13 protein-coding genes and 1 pseudogene are annotated in these 22,582 nt (G+C 46.9%); 3 read left to right on the top strand and 11 right to left on the bottom strand.

Annotated elements, in window-relative coordinates; genetic code table 11:
* Window positions 1-16: 16 nt before the first annotated feature.
* From pstA to AAEY27_RS22255, 11 genes are all read right to left on the bottom strand, one after another.
* Window positions 17-907 (bottom strand): phosphate ABC transporter permease PstA, encoded by an 891-nt coding sequence (gene pstA / locus AAEY27_RS22305; RefSeq protein ID WP_342322922.1) that lies wholly within the window; start codon window positions 905-907, stop codon window positions 17-19.
* Window positions 907-1,866 (bottom strand): phosphate ABC transporter permease PstC, encoded by a 960-nt coding sequence (pstC, locus tag AAEY27_RS22300; protein ID WP_342322921.1) that lies wholly within the window; start codon window positions 1,864-1,866, stop codon window positions 907-909. Before pstC ends, pstA begins: the two co-directional genes overlap by 1 nt.
* 124 nt (window positions 1,867-1,990) lie before the next feature.
* Window positions 1,991-3,031: a phosphate ABC transporter substrate-binding protein PstS gene (pstS, locus tag AAEY27_RS22295; protein WP_342322920.1), complete on the bottom strand. Its 1,041-nt coding sequence runs from the start codon at window positions 3,029-3,031 to the stop codon at window positions 1,991-1,993.
* 303 nt (window positions 3,032-3,334) lie between these two features.
* On the bottom strand, window positions 3,335-3,922 hold the full coding sequence (locus tag AAEY27_RS22290; RefSeq protein ID WP_342322919.1) for a type III secretion system effector protein: 588 nt from the start codon (window positions 3,920-3,922) through the stop codon (window positions 3,335-3,337).
* A gap of 16 nt (window positions 3,923-3,938) precedes the next feature.
* A complete protein-coding gene (gene sctE, locus AAEY27_RS22285) occupies window positions 3,939-5,378 on the bottom strand; it encodes a type III secretion system translocon subunit SctE (protein ID WP_342322918.1) in 1,440 nt (479 codons plus the stop codon).
* A gap of 36 nt (window positions 5,379-5,414) precedes the next feature.
* A complete protein-coding gene (locus tag AAEY27_RS22280; RefSeq protein WP_342322917.1) occupies window positions 5,415-6,005 on the bottom strand; it encodes a hypothetical protein in 591 nt (196 codons plus the stop codon).
* A gap of 5 nt (window positions 6,006-6,010) precedes the next feature.
* Complete coding sequence (locus AAEY27_RS22275) at window positions 6,011-6,283, bottom strand: hypothetical protein (protein ID WP_342322916.1); 273 nt, start codon at window positions 6,281-6,283, stop codon at window positions 6,011-6,013.
* 10 nt (window positions 6,284-6,293) lie between these two features.
* Complete coding sequence (locus AAEY27_RS22270) at window positions 6,294-6,521, bottom strand: EscE/YscE/SsaE family type III secretion system needle protein co-chaperone (protein WP_342322915.1); 228 nt, start codon at window positions 6,519-6,521, stop codon at window positions 6,294-6,296.
* A gap of 12 nt (window positions 6,522-6,533) precedes the next feature.
* Window positions 6,534-7,736, bottom strand: coding sequence for a type III secretion system inner membrane ring subunit SctD (gene sctD / locus AAEY27_RS22265; protein WP_342322914.1), 1,203 nt, complete (start codon window positions 7,734-7,736; stop codon window positions 6,534-6,536).
* Window positions 7,717-9,201: an EscC/YscC/HrcC family type III secretion system outer membrane ring protein gene (locus tag AAEY27_RS22260; RefSeq protein WP_425294646.1), complete on the bottom strand. Its 1,485-nt coding sequence runs from the start codon at window positions 9,199-9,201 to the stop codon at window positions 7,717-7,719. The genes sctD and AAEY27_RS22260 overlap by 20 nt, the downstream gene beginning before the upstream one ends.
* The gene (locus tag AAEY27_RS22255; protein WP_342322912.1) at window positions 9,198-9,587 is read right to left on the bottom strand and encodes an SPI-2 type III secretion system protein SpiC; all 390 of its coding nucleotides are present in this window, start codon (window positions 9,585-9,587) and stop codon (window positions 9,198-9,200) included. The genes AAEY27_RS22260 and AAEY27_RS22255 overlap by 4 nt, the downstream gene beginning before the upstream one ends.
* A 478-nt stretch (window positions 9,588-10,065) precedes the next feature.
* Here AAEY27_RS22255 and AAEY27_RS22250 point away from each other — a divergent pair.
* From AAEY27_RS22250 to AAEY27_RS22240, 3 genes and pseudogenes are all read left to right on the top strand, one after another.
* Window positions 10,066-11,856, top strand: a pseudogene (locus tag AAEY27_RS22250) (ATP-binding protein); the annotation flags it as partial.
* A gap of 29 nt (window positions 11,857-11,885) precedes the next feature.
* The gene (locus AAEY27_RS22245) at window positions 11,886-12,521 is read left to right on the top strand and encodes a two component system response regulator (protein ID WP_342322911.1); all 636 of its coding nucleotides are present in this window, start codon (window positions 11,886-11,888) and stop codon (window positions 12,519-12,521) included.
* A 217-nt stretch (window positions 12,522-12,738) separates the two neighbouring features.
* Window positions 12,739-22,572, top strand: coding sequence for a hypothetical protein (locus AAEY27_RS22240; RefSeq protein ID WP_342322910.1), 9,834 nt, complete (start codon window positions 12,739-12,741; stop codon window positions 22,570-22,572).
* The last annotated feature ends 10 nt before the right edge of the window (window positions 22,573-22,582 follow it).

Here is a 22,582-nt window from a genome sequence, read left to right as displayed (position 1 = left end):
CGCCGCGTCGCAAAAATTAACCGTGTTTACTCTTGGCGAAAATGACGCGCGCCAGAATATTCAACAACAGTACGCAGAGCGTGATAATCAGCACCCCCGCCCAGGCCAGTTGCTGCCATTCGGCAAATGGGCTCATGGCGAATTTGAAAATCGTCACCGGCAAGTTAGCGATAGGCTGCATCATGTCAGTGCTCCAGAACTGATTGGAGAGCGCGGTAAACAGCAGCGGTGCGGTTTCACCCGCGATACGCGCCACCGCCAGTAGAATACCGGTCATGATCCCGGAAACAGACGCCTTCAGCGTAATCGCGGAGATCATCTTCCATTTCGGTGTCCCCAGCGCGTAAGCCGCCTCACGCAGGCTATCCGGTACCAGTTTCAGCATGTTTTCCGTGGTACGGATAACGATCGGCACTTGCAGCAGCGCCAGCGCAATCACGCCCGCCCAGCCGGAAAAGTGCTGCATCTGAGCCACCACAATGGTGTAGACAAACAGACCCACCACGATAGAAGGCGCGGAAAGCAGAATGTCGTTGATAAAACGGATAATTTCAGCAAGCCAGGATTTACGGCCATACTCCGCCAGATAAATGCCCGCCATAATGCCCAGCGGCGTACCGACCACTGTTGCCCACAGAATCAGCAAGCCGCTGCCAGCGAGGGCGTTCGCCAGACCACCGCCTGCGGTGTTCGGCGGCGGTGTCATTTCGGTGAACAGCGCCAGCGACATGCCGTCAAAACCGCGCACCACGGTGGATAACAGGATCCAGACCAGCCAGAACAGACCGAACGCCATTGTCGCCATGGAGAGCGTCAGCGCGATGCGGTTTTTCAGGCGACGGCGCGCCTGCATTTTACGGCGCGATTCAGCGAGCTGCGCAGTGCTTTGCATTTCAAGCGTAGCCATCAGCGTGCCCCCTCGTTTTTCGCCAGGCGCATGATCATAAATTTAGAGATAGCCAGCACGATAAAGGTAATCACGAACAGAATCAGACCCAGCTCCATCAACGCAGCAACATGCAGACCGGATTCGGCTTCGGCGAACTCGTTCGCCAGCGCGGAAGTGATACTGTTGCCCGGCATAAACAGCGAGGCGCTGTCGAGCTGGTAGGTATTACCAATGATAAAGGTCACCGCCATGGTTTCACCCAGCGCGCGACCTAAGCCGAGCATCACGCCGCCAATCACCCCGTTTTTGGTAAAAGGCAGCACGATGCGCCAGATAACCTCCCAGGTGGTGCAGCCAATGCCGTAAGCGGACTCTTTCATCATCACCGGCGTTTGTTCGAACACATCGCGCATCACCGCCGCAATGTACGGAATAATCATAATGGCGAGGATCACCCCGGCCGCCAGAATACCGATACCGAAGGCCGGGCCGGAGAACAGCGCGCCAACGAACGGGATATTGGAGAGCACATTGCCCACCGGCTCCTGAAAGTAGCTGGCGAACAGCGGTGCGAAGATAAACAGCCCCCACATGCCATACACGATACTTGGGATCGCGGCCAACAATTCAATGGCGATACCCAGCGGGCGCTTCAGCCAGTTTGGCGACAGTTCTGTTAAAAAAAGCGCAATGCCGAAACTCACCGGAACGGCGATCAGCAAGGCGATGAAAGACGTGACGATAGTCCCGTAAATGGGGACCAGTGCACCGTAAATATCGTTCGGCGCATCCCACTCTTTGGTCCATAGGAAGGAAAAGCCAAATTTCTGGATGCTTGGCCAGGAGGAGAAAATCAACGACACGATAATGCCGCTGAGCAGCAATAACACAATCAGCGCAGCCAGTCTTACCAGTGCGCTGAAAATCATGTCGCCTTTTTTACCCGGTGGGTTAAATGCCGGCTTGGTTGCAGCCATAAAATACTCTTCAGTTTAACGTCTTACGAAGTTGCCCGCAGGCGCTTGCGCTTACCGGGCCTACAGAGGATCTGTAAGGCGGATGGTGTAAGCGCCATCCGCCATGTTCTTCAAATTTCAGCGATTAGTAAACTGCTTTACCGCTGCTGTCTTTAACACTGGTTTTCCAGGCCGCGCGAACTTGTTCAACAACGCCTTCCGGCAGGGTAGCGTAGTCGAGGTCGTTAGCTTGTTTGCCGCCTTTTTTGTATGCCCAGTCAAAGAATTTCAACACTTCAGCGCCTTGTTCAGGTTTCGCCTGCTCTTTGTGTACCAGGATGAAGGTGGTGGAGGTGATTGGCCACACGTCCGCGCCTTTCTGGTTCGTCAAGTCCTGAGCGAAGGATTTGCTCCAGTCGATGTCTTTAGCCGCGTTAGAGAAGCTCTCTTCCGTCGGGCTAACGGCTTTGCCATCAGCAGAAATAAGTTTGGTGTAAGTCAGGTTGTTCTGCTTAGCGTAAGCATATTCAACATAACCGATGGAACCCGGCAGACGCTGTACGAATGCAGCGATACCGTCGTTACCTTTACCGCCCAGACCGGTCGGCCAGTTAACGGTAGAGCCGGCGCCAACTTTAGATTTCCACTCTTCGTTTACTTTCGCCAAATAGCTGGTGAAAACGAAGGACGTGCCAGAACCGTCAGCGCGGCGAACCACTGCGATGTTCTGAGAAGGCAGTTTCAGGCCTGGGTTGAGTTTAGCGATGGCTGCGTCATCCCATTTTTTGATGTTACCCAGGTAGATATCACCCAGGGTTTTGCCATCGAGAACCAGCTCACCGGCTTTAACGCCCGGAACGTTGATCGCCAGTACGATACCGCCGATAACAGTCGGGAACTGGAACAGGCCTTCCTGCGCCAGTTTGTCATCAGACAGCGGGGCATCGGACGCACCGAAATCAACAGTTTTAGCGGTAATTTGTTTTACGCCACCGGAAGAACCGATGCCCTGATAGTTGATCTTATTACCCGTTTCTTTCTGATAGGTATCAGCCCACTTGGCATACACCGGCGCAGGGAAAGTTGCGCCCGCACCAGTCAGGCTAGCCGCGGCGTTAACAGCAAATGCACTCAGAGAAAAAGTCGCGGCGACAACAGTTGCGACAGTGGTACGCATAACGTTCATAATGTCTCCTGCAGGAATCGTAAATCGTTGTTTGAGTTGCTACTCGGAGCAAAATAGGACACTTTGATGACAGTTATATGCAACGATTGTTACTGTTTGATGACAGCAGAAAAATATTGTTGCCCGACTATTTTATCTACTTGAAAATCAATAAGTTAGATAAATAGACCTCAGAAAAGCCTCAGTCATATTTTATTTTTGTGACAAAGAAAAAGTAGTTGAATCTGACGAGAATTCCTTCAAAAACGCGAAAAAAAGAGGCTGTCCGGACGACAACCTCTTTGATAAATCATTGCTCGCGTTTCACCGTGATGATGCGCGAAGCATCTGGGAAACCACCTCAAGCAGGTTACGGCCCAGGCTCATCATTTGCTGCATAATATCGCGCGCTTTTTCGAGGGTTTCATTCAGTGTTTTCGCATACGCCTGCGCGCCTTTATCTTGCAGGTCGGCAATCGACCGTTGTTGGTCGCTCTGGCGCGTTTCGCTACTGGCTGACCAGTTAAAAATTCCGCTGGAGGTTTGCCCAATGCTCTGACCGAGCAACGCGCCACTTTCTCCCCCTTGCAGGCCCAACCCCAACATCACTGTGCCGCCAACAATCGAACCAATGGCGCCCAGTTCCGAGGCAACGTAGCTTTTATCAATCGCCTGCATTTTGCTGTGCAGGGTATTCACTTCCAGGCTCCAGCCGAGCTCCTGTTTCTTCTGGTTATAGAACTGCATGATGTCGCGCAATTGTTTGGCCAGCAGCAGCAACTTTGACCAGATATCGTCAAATATCGCGAGCATCGATTCAGGGAAAACATCGTTGCGTGTCTCTGGCGTATCGGTCGGATTCGCCGCCACGAACGCGCAAGCCATGTGCAGATCAATCCTGTTCAACTCCATTTTTTTGCTCCTTAGATTAAGCCCGCCCAACAGCCATACTCGCCAGAACGGTGCCGTACTCATCTATCATCTCCAACGCACTTTCCATGGCGGCACTGCCACCCTGCCAGGCTTCCTGTAACCGAGCCTGCTGCGCTTTCTTCTGCTCTTCGCTCCAGTCTTCCATAAAGTCGATAAACGCTTGTTGGACGATGAGTTGCTCAATCTGCTTGCGGGTGGCAGCCGCGGTTGCCTCGATAATTCCCGTCGCGATAAGCTCACAGCCTTTGGTTGTGGCCCTGACGATTTGCAGTGTTGTGTTCACGTTGTCGGCCAATAATGCACACATAATTTGTCTACGCAGTTTGCTGATGATGGTTTTACGCAGCTTCTCTTGCGTCAGTTCTGCACCTTCTTTAAGCAGCGTTTTCACCCCTGCTTGCGCCGCTTCTTTTACCATTGCCTCGACGCCCGCCCGCGTAAAATTTTTACCCATACTTCTTATCATCTGCGCTTCAGCTTTCACGGAACGGGCGCTGGCTTCGATTGCCATATTGCTGGCGTCCACCATCTCGCGCTCGGCGGTCATACCAAAATTTTGCTCTAGCTGCTTGCCCACCGTGGCGCCCAGTTCGTCATATACCGCGCGCATCTCATTTTCGGCGATACCTTCTGCCATGTTCGCCATGCTTTTAAGAAGGCGTTCCCCGATGCCGGAATCCAGCGCTTTCCCGGTGGCGCAGACCAACGCTTTGGCGGCAATAAGCCCGCGGCCTATTTGCAAAATATCCAGCGCCATGGCAACGCCTTCGCAACTCAGTTGCGCGGTGCCTGCACCCTCAATAATCGCCTGGCTGGTATCTTTGTCTGCGCCCATCAGCAGCGCCGTTTCAGCCGCGGCTTTCACCATCGCCGAGAGACCGGCGGAAAACCAGGCGGCGCCATCAACACAGTCCAGAGGGTTTGCCATCAGCAGCCCTTCCGCCATTTTCATTAGTCCGATAACGGCTTCGATCCCACTGATAATCCAGTCAAAAAGCGCGTTAATAATGTTGGCGTTACGGGCTTTATCGAGCTGTTCAACGGCCTTTTGAATTTGTTCCTGATACTCCGCCACTTTTTTGTCGAGCAAAATGCGTTGCACCTCTGTCGCGCGATCAAGTTGCAGGCACAAACATTGGGCATTGCTGCCGAAAACATTGAGCACTAACTGCGTCATCATCATCGACAACGCGGCGGGGTTCATTTGCATCACGCCGGTGTTATTCAGGGGCTGGTCTTTGCGAAACTGTCGGAGCGCGTTTTCTGCCTGCGCGATACTGATTAGCCTGTTGCGTACCGTCTTCTCTTTACGCTCGTCAACGAATGTCGAGCGGCTATTTGATGCAACAAAAACCCCACTGGCCGAGTAGCGCTGAGTTTGCTCATTTGGCCCGCGAAGAAAACCGTTCACCTCATCACGTTCAATTCGAATCATGGTTTTATCCTGTCAGCGTTTTGCAAAAGCGCCGCGTTATGAAAAGGTTTTCTGCGCAATCTGGGTGCAAATATCGCCCCATTTATTAAGCAGCCCGGTCAATTGCGTAATCACCGCATTCATTTGCTGGGTCATTTTTTGAATCGTCAGTTGCCCCTGCGTCATTAAATCGGTATCTCGGTTAGCACTGTTATCCAGTGCGGCTTTTATGGCCTGTAAACTGCCTTTATCCAGCGCGTCATTCGTGTCGCCATTTTTTTTAATGTATTCATCAATGGTGATGCCGTTAATAGAAATGCCGTTTTCATGCATATACTGAATGACATCATCAGGAATTTTCTCTCGCGTTTTATCATCCCCTTTAGCCGCCCTGGCGATGATTTCATCCATTCGATTAGACATTTGCTGCGTTTTTCTGGCGCGTTCAGCGCTTTCTTTAATATCAAGATATTGGTTGTTGGCCACTTCCTGAATAGACATCAGCAAGGTTTGTAAGACGCTGTACCCGTAAGCAAACGGATTATCACTGCACAATTCGCCTGTCCCGCTGGCCGGTAATGCCTCACCTGGATAATGCTTTCCCGATACCGGGAAGTGTGTTCTTGAAGAAATATTGTCGATATTCACGTTATTCACCTCTGCGTTTTCGGTTGATGTTCAGCGCTGTGTATTTGCCGGGCAAGCTGTTGCAATTGCGTCTCTAGCTTTTTAAATAACTCGGTGATTTTTTTCAGATCGGCGCTCGCTTCATGATCAAGTGCGGATAATCCATCAGGGAAGCGATCGGCAAACTGTTCGTTGACGATAAATTTAAGCTGATTAAATTCATCGAAATATTTTTGTAGCTGCTTGCTCTGCTGCGTTAATTTTTGATACTCGATCAGACCATTCTTTTGCTCATCCATTGCGCACCTTTTATTCAGGGTCGGTTTGTAAACGACAGTTGTGGTAGCGGTAGTAAATAATTTTAATAATATCTTCGGCCTGAATAAGCCCCTGCAGCAATAAGGTGTTTTCCTGAGATAACTGCGGATTATTTATCTTTTCCAACCGATGCCGGGCATTTTTTAATTGCCGAATAATGGCCTGAGCCTCAGATTCAGCCAGGCTGAGTCGGTCCTCCAGTTGGGTCAGCGTTGCCATTTGTTTACTCGCTTAAAAATCTAACGGGTCGTTAATCAATGCATCATGCAGGACGATCACCACAACATGCGGATCCAGTTTGATTATCTTTCCCCCCGCCGGTAGCTGGCTTCCCACGCGTAATCGCTCGCCATTAGTCAGCAGAAGATAATTACTTCGCCGCCCTTGCACGTAACCCGCGATGGGGGCAGGCAGGTATTTATCGCCATCATGGGAAGAGGCAACCTGTTGGTAGCTCAGGGAAAGTGCCGGATAGCGCTGTTGCAATTGCGCCATCGTTTTTTGCAACTGAAGTTGATGTGGTAAGTCGAGAACCCCGCTAATGACAAACGCCTGGCGTACCGGTGTGACATTCACCAAACCAACCAGCCCGCTTTGCACCATCGCGGCGATAATTGCCTGACTCTGCGCGTGATGCGGGTTATCAATCTGCCAATGCTGAAGGCCAGGAATATCGGCAAGTTGCGCCTGTACCGCCCGCCAGCGTGGATCCATCTGGATATCGGCGTGAATTAAAACCTTTCCCGGGCCATTACTGGTGACTTCAACAGGGTGGTAGCCCGCCTGCAACAGCGTCTCCAGCACTTCCCCGGTCAGCTGGTCGGCACAAATAACATCATCCCGATACACCACGCCCCAGGCACCTAACGTCACTCTTATCTTCAGCATCTGTTTACTGGAATGGCAAAAACCCGATAGCTGCAAACTGCCGTCCGGCTTCCAGTCTGCGTGGATGTACGGAAACATCTCGCTGTGCCGTAGCAGGGATTTAACGCGCTGGTGCAGACTATCCACGGTTGCGGTCGGCCTGCCGCCCAGCAAAAACGCCACGACGCCTACGGTGAGTAATAAAAGCAACCCGGCAAGCCACGCGTACCCTGACCATGACGTAGGGATTCGATACCCCGCAAGCTGGCTCTCCTGGCTGCCGAACGCCAGTGCAATGCCCGCCACTTGCAAAACGCCGCTGACTGGCAGCGGTTTTCCCGCCGGGTGTCTGTGCCCGTTAAGCCGAACGTTGGCTTTTCCTGCATCAACAAACAGGCTGCCCTGTTGTTCGTAAAGCACAATTTTTCCGTTTGTCGTAAGGGGAATACAGACATCGCACTCCTGCTCCCCAAGCGACAACCGGCCGTCCGTCAACCAAACCTCTCGTCCCTGGAGAAGGTTGCCTAACAGCCTAATTTTCCAGTGATTATCCATGGGATATTCCATTGTTAACCACGGACGCTTTAATCAAAAAAAGGCGAATGACGCTTTGCACCTGAGTGGTGTCGCTGCGAAATAAACGCCCTACACCGGGAATATCGCCCAGCAGTGGGATCTTGTTTTGCGACTGGATTTGTCGGTCTTGTTTAAAGCCGCCCAGCAATAAGCTCTGCCCGGCCAGAAGTGTGGCCTGCGATGCGATTTCGGCATTTTGAATATCCGGCAACGGCTCGCTGTCGCGGCGAATATCGCTTTGTTGGCTGTCTTGAATATTCAAGTTCAACATGATTTTTTGCGTACCGTTATCATCCAAAAGCCTGGGCGTAACGCGCAGTAATGATCCGGCAGTCACCGACTCCAGTTTGGCGACATTTTTGGCCTCTAATTTGGTGTAAAAGGTAATATTTTTGTCCATGATCGCCTGGACGTTATTAAGCGTGACGACAGAAGGTTGGGAAAGGACATAAGCCTGAGAGCTTTGTTCCAGCGCGGTTAAACGCACCATAAAGCCAGACGTGTCACTGATCACGGTGGAAAATCCGCTGCCATTCCCGTTGTTACTGGCGGAATCAAATGCAAACTTCGCCCCCCCTAATGACATTGCCGCTCCCCAATCGATACCCAACTGGTCAATATCGCCCGCGTTGACATCAATAATCTTGACCGAGATTTCTATCATTTGCGGGCGTTGATCGAGTTGCGTAATCAACTGCCGATAATTCGCCATATTGGCGGAGTGATCGCGAACGATAACCGCATTTTGTCGCGGATCTGCGGCAAATAAAGGCAATGTCTGTGTGGCGGGCGAGCGGCTATTTGCCGATGCATCCGGCTTACTCATGTCGCGCAAGACGCTGACAATCCCTGGCACCACCACCGATTGATCGCGATATTGATAATGGCTATCCACCGCTGCGGCGTATTTGAGGGGAAAGACTTTCACCGTCACCGCCTCATCTTTTCTTTTGGTCAATGTGCTGTCGAGCATGGAAGCGAGCTGGCCAATACGCATGAGGCAGCCGGGTACACCGCTGATATCGACGGCATTGGCCCCTGAAATATTGCTGGCCTCACAGCTTTGTGTTGAAAGCACGCTCTGGTTACGCAAGTAGCGCATGAACGTGCCTGCCGCCAGAGTGTCGAGCGTAATAACCTGATGTTTTAATAACGACGCGGGGTAGATATACAGCATTTTGCTGTCAAACCACGTGACCAAATTGTATTGCGCGGCCAGGTTACTGAGGATATCTACTGGAGGCCCGCAGGGGATGATTCCGCTAAACGATCCATTAATTGATGGGTCGACTGTAATCGCCGTATCGTAATTCTCAGCTAACGCACGCAATACATCAGCCAACGGCATTTTTCGTGTATAAAGGGCAAAATCATTGCCTTTCCAGGGAATATTTTGCCCTTGTGCTATGCCCGGCATGCAGAATAAAACATACATTAGGCATTTCCTTAAGCTCATAATTTATCCTCACAAAAACAGCATGACTGATGATTGCGGGCTGCGTTTTTTAAATAACACGTCAATGCTAAATGCTTTTCAATTTCCATCGAGAGTTGATCAACGGATAATTGTTCAGGGTAATATCTATTTAACCACCCGCCTTCTGGCGTTAATTGTAGGGCGTAGTCATGAATATCCGGGTGTGCGGCAAGTAATAATGTCAAATAATAGAGACATGACCATGACACCCTATCAACCCCATCTAAAAATAGAGAAACGGATAACAAGCCACGAATAATCTCCATTCTGGCGGGATGACCATCAACAGACATTATCCAGCCGCGATGTTCATCGTCCGAGCGAATATCGCATACCAATGGAATAGCTTTTAGTGTTTCCAGCATGATTAATACCTCTCTGCCATTAATTCAGTTTCTGCTAAAGGCAAAGAGAGTGACATCGGTTAAAAACCTGATCAGCAATTACCACGGTGACTTGTTATATTTATTTACATTAAAGCGCAGCGTGCGCGTAAAAACCTGGCTATAACCTAAAAACCACTCTCAATTTAATTAAACAACGCTGCTAAATAGTCGCTTCTGTTATTCATTCGCGTAATAACGCGAGCCAAAATTAAACAGCAATTAAACGACATCTTCGCTAGCCGTATAAACAACGTCATTCAAGGAAGGCACGATGAAAACGGTAAAACATCGGATGCTATTACATCATGCTTTGGTCATTAAGCTCACTCTGCTTATTTCATTAAGCATAATAACCGTTTGGCTTTTATCTGTTTTTTCCGCCACTTATATTTTATCGATGAAGGAACGCCAACGCATTGTCGGATATTTAACGAAGCATTCAGCTCTACCGATGATCTTATATCCCTCCAGAGGCGTATTGCCCCACATAATAAGCCTATTCGCCCGACAACTTCCCTTTGCGCTATTGGCATTAGTGCTAATGGCAATCAGCGTTTATTGGCTGCTGTATAGACTTCACGTTCAGTATGAAAACATGGAAAGTACCATCGCCAGGCGCACGCAACGTCTGAACGAATCCAAAGAGCAGGCCGAGCTGGACAGCAAACGTAAGACCGCGCATCTCACGACCATCAGCCATGAATTACGCACGCCGCTCAGCGGCGTGCTGGGCGCGATTGAATTATTACAAACCACGCCACTAAACGCTCAACAGCAAGAGCTCGCCAACACCGCCAGGCAATGTACCCGTTCTCTGCTCACCCTTATCAATGATCTGCTGGATTTTTCGCAAATCGAATCCGGTCATTTTTCCCTGCATAACGAAGAGACCGCGTTATTACCGTTGCTGGACCAGGCGATGCAAACCATTCAGGGGCCGGCGCAGAACAAAAAACTGGCATTACGTACCTACGTTGGCCCACACGTTCCATTGCGACTTGAAACCGATGCTGTCCGCCTGCGGCAAATACTGGTGAATCTACTGGGCAATTCGTTGAAATTTACCGAGAAAGGCGGAATAAGATTGACAGTTAAACGCTGTAAAAATCAGCTGATATTCGCGGTAAGCGACAGTGGAAAAGGCATCGCATTCGATCAGCAAAAAGAGATTTTCACGGCGTTTTACCAGGCGCAAGCCGATGCGCAGGGCACGGGCATTGGGTTAACGATTGCCTCGAATCTGGCCAACATGCTGGGTGGAAAACTCGAATTACGCAGCACACCAGGGCTAGGCACCTGTGTCTCCTTGTTTCTGCCGCTGAAACAGTATCGTCCTCCTCAACCGCTCGGCGGCAGCCTGCCCGCGCCGCTTGCGCTTCATCGCCAGCTCACCGCTTGGGGAATCGCGTGCGAAATGAGCCAGCAACAGGATGAACTCTCTGCTGACGAACTGCGTTTTCAGCCTGGCAAACTCTATTGTTTGGCGAAGCAGAAATTATTCGGCGCAGCCGCTGAAACAGCTGGCAATGTTGCGGTGCAGCCCTGGCGCTTACATATTTTGCTGGTCGATGATGCCGTCATTAACCGGGAGGTCATCGGTCAGATGCTCATCAGCCTGGGACAAGAGGTCACCTTCGCCGCCAGCGGTGGTGAAGCGCTAAGTGCTGCGCGGCAACACCGCTTTGATTTGGTTCTGATAGATATGCGAATGCCGGGAATCGATGGTATTGCCTGCGTACATCGCTGGCGACAGTGCCCATTTAACCAGGATCCGGACTGCATGATGGTGGCGCTTTCGGCAAATGCCGCTTCTGATGAGGTCATACGTTGCAAAAATGCCGGTATCAATCACTACCTCATAAAACCCGTTACGCTCGCCAATCTGGCGAACAGCATTAGCATTGCGGCGGAATATCAGCTTCTGCGCAACATCGATTTGCAGGCGCAGGACCCGACGTTAAGCAGCGCGCTGTTGTCGCCAGAGAATCCGTTCACAGGCATCCGCACTAAGCAGGTGTTGAATGACCTGTTGACGGAACTGGAACAGGCGTTATCCGAAGGTAGAAAAATCGAGGGCTTACTGCACACGTTAAAGGGAAGCCTCGGGCAGGCGGGCTTTAGCGAGCTCTTATGCGCTGTCGTTGATATGGAAAACAGCACGCGTCATGGGCTGAGTATTACGGCCGCAGAGTTAGCCGATTTAAGGCATAGCTTGCACGTGCTGTTGACACCATATCGCAATAATTAGCGCCACGCTGTTTTTCGGAGGAAAGGAATATGAACGAATATAAAATCGTCATCGTGGAGGATCACGCACTCATTGTTACCGGCATTATTAATGTCTTATCGTCCTGGCCGCGATTTCATGTGGTGGCGCATATCAATAATGGGCTGGAAATCTATAACACTTGTATTCTTAATCAGCCGGATATTCTCATTCTTGATCTAGGTTTACCTGAAATAAACGGCCTCGATATGATTCCGCAATTACATTATCGCTGGCCAGCAATGAGCATTCTTATTTATACGGCCTATCAGGAAGAGTCTATGGCGATTAGAGCACTTGCTGCGGGCGCCAGAGGGTATGTTTTAAAAAAGAGCAGCCAGCAGGTACTCATGGCGGCGTTACAAACGATGGCGGTAAAAAAACAATTTATCGACCCGGCATTAAATCATGAGGCAATTCAAATAACGTTACACGCTGAAAAACAAGATCAGCAATTACTGACCACGCGTGAGCGACAAATTCTCAAACTCATAAATGAGAGTAATACGAATCGACTGATTAGCGAGAAATTATGCATTAGCGTAAAAACGGTGGAAACACATCGCCTCAACATGATGAGGAAGCTCAACGTCCATAAAGTGACGGAACTGCTTCACAGTGCCCGGTGTATAGGGTTAGTGGATTAAATATATTCAACCCACTTAAAAGAAGAGAACCAAATACGTATTTCACCTGATATCAATCCCAAAAAGACAGAATAAACTGTTGCTATTAACACAGCATGCGACAGTTCTATTCTGCGCATCACTATTGGCATATTGGCAATGCCATAACAGGATAAAGGTTCTGCTTTATCCCTCAAACACCCATCCATACACCCATATCACTATAAGGAATATTACTATGCCCGTTGAAAATAAAAACATACAAGGCTGCCTAACCGCGAATTATCGCGAAGACGATGCACCTTCTCTGGAAATAGAAAAACCGAAACCCAGAACCCAGGAGGGTTTTCAGGTCGCGGAGTATGCCGAAAGAATGCGTTCTTCTGATGAATCGCCAGGTTTTATCTTTATTTGCCTGGCTGCGGCAACGCACCCTGACATTATTCGCGGCAAAACACTGGTGTTAACGAAGGCGAATGGCGAAACCTTCGTGGCATCAGACCCGGCGAAAGGCACATTGTGGCCCGTCGATACGCAGCCACAAGCGAAAGGCGGCCAGCAAATCGCAGAGGTTCGCATCGCTGATGATCAATATTTTGCCCGCGTTAACGATACATTTATCGCCGTTGACGGAGACGATGCGTTCTATAAAGCCATGCTGTCGGCAGCCAAACAATGCAACAGCGATACCCTCACGAATGATGAAGTGAAAAATTTTCGCTTTGGGCTGGCGGATATTATCGAAAAAGATGCCGATGGGCTGTGGCAACGCTGGCGCAATTGGTACGAAGGCATTGATGATGCGCCTGTCGAGCCAGAGAAAGAGATTTGGTACGACGTACAAGAGACGCCGGAAAAAGCCGTCTCGCTCACCGAAGACTGCAAACGGTGCCTTAAACAACTGTTTTCTAATTTTGGTGAAGTCAAAGAGAACGAGCTCTTTTTGTCTGGGTTGTCGAAAATCTTTCCGATGTTACCGCTGGAAATCGTCCTGACGGCGCAAAACCTTTATTCGGTCATTACAGAGCGAAAAAACCTCGATTTAGCCATTCTGAATTCCCTCACGCTGGCCTCTTCCTGGCTTGCTAAAGGAAACATCCTGGCCAGCACGGCGCAATTTATCCGAAACAGCGTCGCAGAATACATTGATGAAGGGCAGATGACCGAAAGCAACAATCATCCCTCTTATGATCATTTCTTCACCGCCCTGGCGCTATTAGCCATCGCCGGTCGGCATTATTGGCGCAATAACAATCCGATGCCGCAACGGTCGTTTCTGCAAATCCCCATTTATCTGGAAAGAATATTTCAACGCGCCAGCCTTTACTGGAGCCAGTTAGGACGAATGTCACTGCATGCAACAGCGGACTGCAAAATGCAAATTGAGGACGGCTCCCTGTATGAATGTGCCAGTGACCCGGCCTATAAGCAGCGCTTTAAGCGAGATTTATGGACTTGTAAAAATGTTGCCCAATCAGCGCTGACCACGCAATGTTCCACGCAACTGGCGGCGGACGAACTCCAGCGGACGCAGAACGAAGGTTTTCTGCGTGTTGTTCGTCCGATTCAGGGCGAAGCGCAAGACGATCCCCCCATTGAGATACCTGCCGCCACGTCTACCGGCAGAAAACAGACTTACATTGAAATGGCGCCGCTGATGGCACCTGTCGTGGTGGCCGCGGGCGCGCAACTCCCTATGGCGGTAAACAGAAACCGATGGACGCCCGGTGTGGGCGTAATTGCAGGCGCGGTTTCCGTTGCCGGTGCAGCCGCTGGGCTGAGCTGGGGTTTGTATAAATTCTTATCGAAAAGCACCAAACGCGTCCCGCATGTAAATGAGCCTGTTCCCGCCATTCAGGAATTTGAGTTTGATCCCAAACTTCCCTTCGCGGCCCCTCTTACCGTGGCTAAACCGCCACAAAAACCGCACTCCGTTGTACGTGACATGCTGAAACAAGGCATGCGTTCACAGGCGGTGCAAAAAAGTGTCGTCGACCCGCTGTCCGGTATGCTTGATGGCAGCATGAAAGGCTATGGGTTGTCTGGCGACGAGAAGAAACAACGGCGGCAGCAGTCCTTGTCGCTGGCGATAACGACGTTACTTCCGACATTAACGATGGAAGAGTGCCGCGCACTGTATCAAGGAAACGGGGAAACATCGCTCACAGAGCGTTTCACGGCGACCAAAGGTTATATTTATGTCGCGGTTAGCGGTCAAAAATTCCAGTTATGGGCGTCAAATGATGAGACGCCTTACATCATTGATGATGCTGGGAAACTTCGTTTCATTCGCTTTAACCAGAATGCCGAGTCCTGGGAATATGTTGATGAGATTTTTAACACCGGTTACTCAACGGCAAACAGGGAAAATAGAAAACAATATCGTATGTCCATACCGCCATTGAGCCATATCACTGTTGATAATGTCCGCAATATGGCCACTCTCAAAACTGCCGCCGGAAAAAATATTACGGGTGTATTTATCGCCGGGGATTTTATTCCCGCCTGGGGAAGTGTTAAGGATGATGTTATTTACACAGATAAAAAATCACAGGCCAGGGTAATAGTAAAAAATGATTATGGCTGGGAGTTTGAACGTGCCTCTTCGCCAATGGATGATTATGTAAAAATCATGCTGAATGAGCAGAAGGTATATATCAGTGACCCCGCAAAAGAAAATATAGGCGCAACTGAAACTGACGGTGTCAGTATGAATCGTGACTCAGATTTTTTTGTGAAAAATAACTATCTTTATTATTCGGCTGTAGGGATTTCCACCAATACTTACTCGTTATGGAATGATGTAAATACAATCATTGAATATGACAAGGGTATCTTCAAGTTAAAAAATAATACCGAGGTACTGCGTAGTTTACAAAATACAATAGAGAAGACTCCGCTCGGGGAATTTTGTATTGAAGCAGAGGCTCTAACTTACATTACACAAAACGCAATCCGTAGAGAATTTTCGTCAGGATTCAAGGTTGCTAACGGACTTTATAAGGATTCACGAACAAGCGAGGTTATAGGTTTCATTGTTAATGGCGCCCACTTTATGGTGAAAAAGTTTTCTGACAACTATCTTCATTTAGAAAGGAGTGACGGAAATCAGGCTATTCCCTTGATATTACGGCTAGATGGGAATACATGGATCCGCGTAAGAAGTGAAGAGAGAAAACCGCATTATAAATACAAAACGGTTTATTCCTATTACACAATGAAGCCAGAAGACACTACACCTGATTATATCTCCGTGAAGACAGAGGAAAACCTTAATCGAATGCTACAAAAAGCCATCGATAGTAATTCAACTATTGATTCTCGTACGATCACCAAAAGTTTAAGCAAAGTAAATAAATTTACTCTCCCTGTTTATTGGGAAGACAAAAAAAACCTCACAACCTATTTTTTATATAAAAGTCGATTTTTCCCTGCAACGCTTGTTGATGCGACCGATCCGGCGAATCCTACCGGGCTACATTGCTTGCGGATCTTTAGCTGCGGGGATCTCTTCAGCAAAGCGACGCCCATTGCCACCATCGTTCTGGAAAATAAAGGCAGTCTGGTGGAGGTTAAAACGCAGGAAACGGCGCTATCAGAAATGCTCAATATCAGTCAGAAAGAGGCCAGTTTACTGATTGAAAACAGGCCGTGGCGTTCGCTGAACGGGATGGCTGCTGTAGAAGAGGCAATCAATGAAGCGAAGGTGACCACCGACAGGATAGCGGCAACATTGCCCTCAAAAGTCACGGTGAAACAAAAGAGGCCACCGGATACTGCACATCAAAGGCAGTCGGCAATTACCCGGCTCTACCCTTCACGAATTAGTCGAAAACAACTGGAATTCTTTAAGCTAACCGTCGATAAAACCACCCTTAACGACAGTGAGCAGAAACTTCAGAAGACAGTAAACGACATTATAAATTTCATAAGAGAGGATATATTCAAATCACTTGATAATACGCTCCACTACACGCATCCATCCTGGTCAATTATTCATAACTATTTAAATGAGGCGCTGGACATTCACCAACATGAGTATCTTGCAGATTTTGCAAATGTCTGGCGGGAATATCTTCAGAAGGTAGATAAAGGATTGAATAAAAATTATGTCTACTTAATTCACGGAAAAAGCATAAACCTCACGCAAGATGAAAAGTCGTCAGGTGCAATGGTTTATATATCACCCTACGATATGAAGATTTATATAAATATGGATAAGGCAGAGACTGAAAACGGTGCGCAAATCAGACTGGTCACAGAACTTATTCGGTCCATTGCTCATGCAGAAGGATTAAATCGTAATTACCTTGATATCAGAAAAGTTAATGGCACCTATATTCCGGTCAAAGATGCGTTAGAAGAGATGTCGGCATCGCTAAGACAGAATAAATTAACCACAGAGCAATTGAAAAACATACAGGAAATAAGTAAAACGTACCTGAAAAGCATTCCTGCATACAGTGCAAATGTCAACGCATTAGTCGTACCTGAAGTTCTGGCGTATCTGATTAAAAATGATCCTACATTTCGAGCATGGCTTATTCGTTATTCAGCCTCCTTGGTCACCCTTATTTCCCTTGATGCTTGTTATCTGTTGGCTTCCGAGAAAAAAAACACCGCCATAGCGGATGCCTGGAGAAATAAATACGGTGAATTACGGGGTCAGGCATCGGCGGTTGTGTTGGCAACAACACCTTCTGTCGAAACAACGACTGCCCGACAATCCTCAAATGCCATGATTTCCGCCGATTCGGCAGGAAATCATACTGCGCATAAGAAAGGAGTGAAACTTTTCCGCGAAGAGCTGCCAGAGTCGGAACCGGATCTGGAGAAGGAAAGGCGCCGCGGGGAGGTCTATATTCCTGGTGCTCACGATAAAGTCTTTCTACCCAATCAAGAGACAGAGCAGCATAACTCTGAGACGAAAACCTTTATCCCTGAGTATGGCGAAGTCGCAACGATAGTGATCAAAGGGCTCGAATGCCTTGGTGATAAAAAATTAACTTTCTCGCAGGAATTAAGAGACATAGGAAAGGCTCTACAAAAGCCTTTTATAGAAAACACCCTGGCGCATCAGCAGATATATCATCTGGACGTTTTGCAAAAAGATTGTCCGTCTCCGGAAGAGGTTCACTGGCACACGGAAACGGCAGATGTCTTTGATACAGTATTTACAACACTGATGACGCTCATACCCGTGTTCTGGCCTGTTTTTTTTCTTCAGACCGTGGCGGGGCCGTTTCTGCAACAATTGGCCGATGACCTTGAAGGTCGGGATGTCTCGGCGAAAGAAAGGCTGAATCTATATCTAAACGCAATATTGCAGGCAATGACATTGGGCATGATTAAAGCATCCACTCTCAAGGGTTCCCAGAGGCTCAAGGCTTTCCCACCTCTGATTATTAAAGGGCGAGCTCCCGGAAGACCCGGTGAAGTACCTGCTGAAAAACCTATTGAAGGATCCACTGAAACGCCGGAAGAGGTTTTCTATAAACGCTTTAAGTCCTTTAAAAATGGTAAAGAAGAGATTGAAGTTGATGGAGTAACATACCCGTTGCTAATCACAGAAGATGAGCAAAACCTCATGATCAGCGATGCTAAAGGTCGTTATCATTTTGTCCGATTTAACCAATGGAATGAGAAGTGGGAAATTACCGGTCGAACATTGGATGATACCTACTCCAGGATAAATCAGCAGAAATACAGAAAATCACTGCTCGAGTTGAGTGCTGATTCAACGATAGAGCTGGGCGAGAATGATGTTTTCACAATAACAACACCAGGAGGGTCAGATATTAAAGGTGTATTTGTTGGCATTGATTTTATTCCAGCCTATCTAAGACATTTTGATGATAAAGTTATAGCGTATACCTATACAGAGTCCGTACCCGAAGAGGACCAAAGAATACTTATTCAAAGCCAATACGGTTGGGAATTTGAAGCCAGCTCTGCGAACATGGACAATAATCTTGCCCTCCTTCTTGAATCTGGAAAAATTTTGCACACCAACATTGCCGAAGATAATATCGGCGCAATGGATAAAAATAACGGAATTAGTCGCGATGAGTTTGGACAAACTTATATAAAAAGAAACCATAAATACTATAAAGTTGAATCAACTGATAATAATATTTATAAGATCAAAGATTATGAAACTGCAGAGATAAAATTTAGCAATGGTTATTTTTCATTACAAAGTGCTGATGATATTGTTTTCACTTTAGAAAACACACCGGTTCAGGATGGATCTTTTTTCCTTGAATCCGCAGCGTTACGCCATCTTTACAAAAACGCCTTAACTTCGATAAATTCCGTCCCCCATCCTTTGGGTAAAGGGATATATGAAGATAATAGCCATCTTCAAACTGGTTTATTAATTGATAACACGCAATTCGTGGCAACTAAATTTGTAAATAATGAGTTGCATATACAATATAAACCAGAATTGAATAAGCAAAATGATATAAAGCTTTGGTCATCGAATAGAGTCTGGTACCTGCGCAGAGAGGCAACAGAAGAGGCACCGATTGAGTATGTACAATGCCGTCCAGCGCGAGCCCCAGGTCTCGGTTCATTCTGTCTGCGCTCTGATGTTACGCCTGAAAAAAAACTGCACCGCCTGCTAAGAAAATCTTCTGGTGACGTACCCGCTCCTGATGATCTGGAAATAGTGAGAAAGTTTACTATTCCTTATTTATATCAGAGCAAAAGCACCAAAGGATATTATTTTAGATATCACAATAAATATTTTAACGCAGAAATAATAGATGAAGATAATATTAGCAACCCAACAGGATACCCGTGTGTAAAATTGCTTGGCGGAAGTGATTTTTATAATAGCAAAGCCACTATCACAACTATTGTGAGTGTTCACGACGAGAACCCAATGAAGCTTATCGATATGCCAACCTTTATTGCTAATAGGTTGACTGGCAATATAGATGAAGCATTAGAACATATTAGGAACACACCTTATATCGGAGTGGAAGGTATCTATACTTTAAAATCAGTAACCACCGACACACGCCTGAGTGGCAAACTATACGTTGAGATGCCCGACGATATCGGTATTATTAATGAACCAGTCGAACCGATATCGGATGCCAATTTGCAGGACGCAGCAGAGAAAGCACTTTATTCCAGGGAGGTTCTCTCAAATGCTGATTATATTTTTAGCGTCCATGATCTTACTCCACCACCTAAAGTAAGAGACCCTTATTTAAGCGAAGCATTGATGTTAGTGGACGATACTATTAACTATTTAGAGCAGCACCTGCTCCCATCGGTTCTGGATTCCCTCAGACCTGATGACTTTAATAATCCGTTAGTTGAAGATTACCTGAAAGAAATACTGGATAATCATTCCCCTGTATTTATTTCGGATGTTGAAGCTTCATTAAATTCACGTATTGATAGCGTCCTGAAAGGATTACGTAAACGCAAGGTGAAACTCATTTCTGTAATGAGTAAATCTAAGAATGAACACGTCCAATACGAGAGAACAACCGATCGCATTGCTTTCATACATCCTAATAATAATGAATATATGTTCATTAACATCGATATGATTGATATTGGTGAAAATGCACAACACGCCACTATTCAGGACCTGAAAGGTGCCATCCTTCACGAATTAATAAAATCGACTGGTACTACTATGCATATTATTGACCTCCCAATGAATAACGGGATATATATCAATATAAAAGATGCACTTAAACATTTTCAAGACACAATGGAGTCAGGAACTTTACCTTCTGACTATGCCTCTAACTTAGACAAGCTGATTTTAAGATATCAAACAAAATCTCCCACATATAATGCCCATCCAGATCTCTTTTCCGATATCACAAAAAATGGCAAAAAATTTAGTTATATGCTTGAAAATGACTCAGCATTTAAATTTCAGTGTATTGCTAATTCCGATGACTTCATATCATTGATAACGCAGGATATCTATTATTGGGGCGAAGCAAATAGTCTTGACAGTACAAGACTTCATTCGTGGTTAAAACAATATGGTATGCGAAGAGGGATGATAGTCACTGAGCCAACAGTTGCCAGCAGTACCGACTCCACGGCTTCGGCTTGGTTAGAAGTGGGCGTTCTCTCTAAATTCACACCAACATGGAGTGGGGAATTTTATGCCGTTGAAGGAAAGAACAAATTATATGTCACGTCAGACGATAAACTTTTGCTTTCATATGATCATGAATATTATGAGCTAAATTTCATCGGGAAAAGTGGTCGAGTTATAACACTCGGATCTGAAAATGATTTGCGTCAGGTTTATTACTATGATCCAGATACAGGTGATATTTCCCCTATTCTTTCAAGAACAAATTTTTATGAAATTGTAGAGTATCACAGCAATCTTGACCTTTATGAGTTCAGAACGCCAGGTTCGGATGTCTCTGGAATATACAAATATGATAAAAGCATGAAGCAATTAGTTCCCACGGGAGCTACCCGAATTATCCCTATGTTCGGACAAGTTACACGAATTGAATTTCCTGATTTCAACATCTATCATTTTCCAAATTCCTCACCAGATTTGTATCTACAGGGTTATGGCCAGTTATTAGATTCGTTCTATACCGTCCCACCAAATATCAAAGTGGCTTTTTATGCTGGAAAAGGAAGTAATTTAAACCTTTACAGAAACAGTATTGATCATTTGCTTGAAGGTCGTTTACCTAAGAGAGAAATAAGGCTATCTGGTGAATCAATCGATGACTATACCATCTGGTCCTTTAATAGCCTTTCGCAAAGCTATTATTATCTGGCCAGAAAATTCAATAAAAATGTTATTCAAATTACTGCTGACTCAACATCGTCAGAGCGCCTGTTACAGGGGGTTTCTAATGTCTTCCCGGATAAAAAAATGCAACTTCACCTCTTTATGGGGCGTTCTTCTGCGGAGGTCCACCTTCCCACAAAATGGATAGAGCCGGGTGAAGATAAGACACCATCAGACTTGGCACCTTCAACCAGCCAGCAGCATTTTTCCGGGAAAACCATTCCACCGGGCAGCATTACGCAATTCGTTCCGCTCCCGACAAATATTAATTACTTGTCGCGAGGAACACTTGATATTTTCGAAAAAGAACTCTTTGAAGGGAAATATTCGAAATGGTCTTACGATGTATACCGTGGTCTGGATACAAGCAGTGATGCCGGTAAGCAAATCCCCCCTTATATACTGGAGACTCGCAAACAGGTTTTCAGCGCGATTACAGAGACAATATCAACACTTGACCAGGCATTTATGAAGTTAACGGATCCTGAATATGATACCGTTGTTGAACAGTATTTATCTTATGCCGTCGATAATACTGACGCAGCAGTCATTGATCAGGTTCGATCCAGGCTACAAGCTGTTGCATTGCGCATACGTGGTCTCGTTAAAGAAAGTTTGGCGAAGAACTACGATAATATTGTCATCGTTTCCAGCAAATTGACTAAAGATCCGAAAAACCCTGAAATATACAAAAGTCATGTTGATTTCGGTCAAGACCTTGAAGTTGCTTATGTTATTCAGGGCGACAGAAGTAACACTATTTACATCGTGAACGACCAATTCATCAATATAAAAAGTGTTCCAGAACAATATCGCGATCAGGCAGTACAATTGCAAATTAATACGATGATTCATGAACATTCTCACCTGTCCGTGTCCAGTATAGATGCCGCTTATATTTTTGATGAATCAACAGAACAGAAAGACTCCCAATATATTTTCAAGAAGATTAAAAACCTTATTGAGACGGAAGGCATTGAAGGAAATGAGATTGCGGATAAATTTATGGCACGCCTGTATAGACACCTTAATATCGATCCACTTGATGGGCCTGCGGCGAATCAACTGATTAAAGATAACCCCGCATTGATGGTAAATATCGTACTGGAGAATGCCGATAGTCTGTCCTTGTATCTTCCCCATATCGCCGGTCTCGAACTGCCTGGTCAGGCGCCTCGTACCAGAAGAGTGGCCGGATATAATCCGCCCTCTTTTTCAACATTTCTTATTAAGTTGTTTGTTGCCACAGCGCTAAAAACTGACGTATAAGCGCATGAGC

The sequence above is a fragment of the Kosakonia sp. BYX6 genome (genome assembly GCF_038449125.1).
Classification (GTDB): Bacteria; Pseudomonadota; Gammaproteobacteria; order Enterobacterales; family Enterobacteriaceae; genus Kosakonia; species Kosakonia calanthes.
Note: the sequence above shows the minus strand (reverse complement) of the source record. Positions and strands in the feature narration are given on the sequence as shown.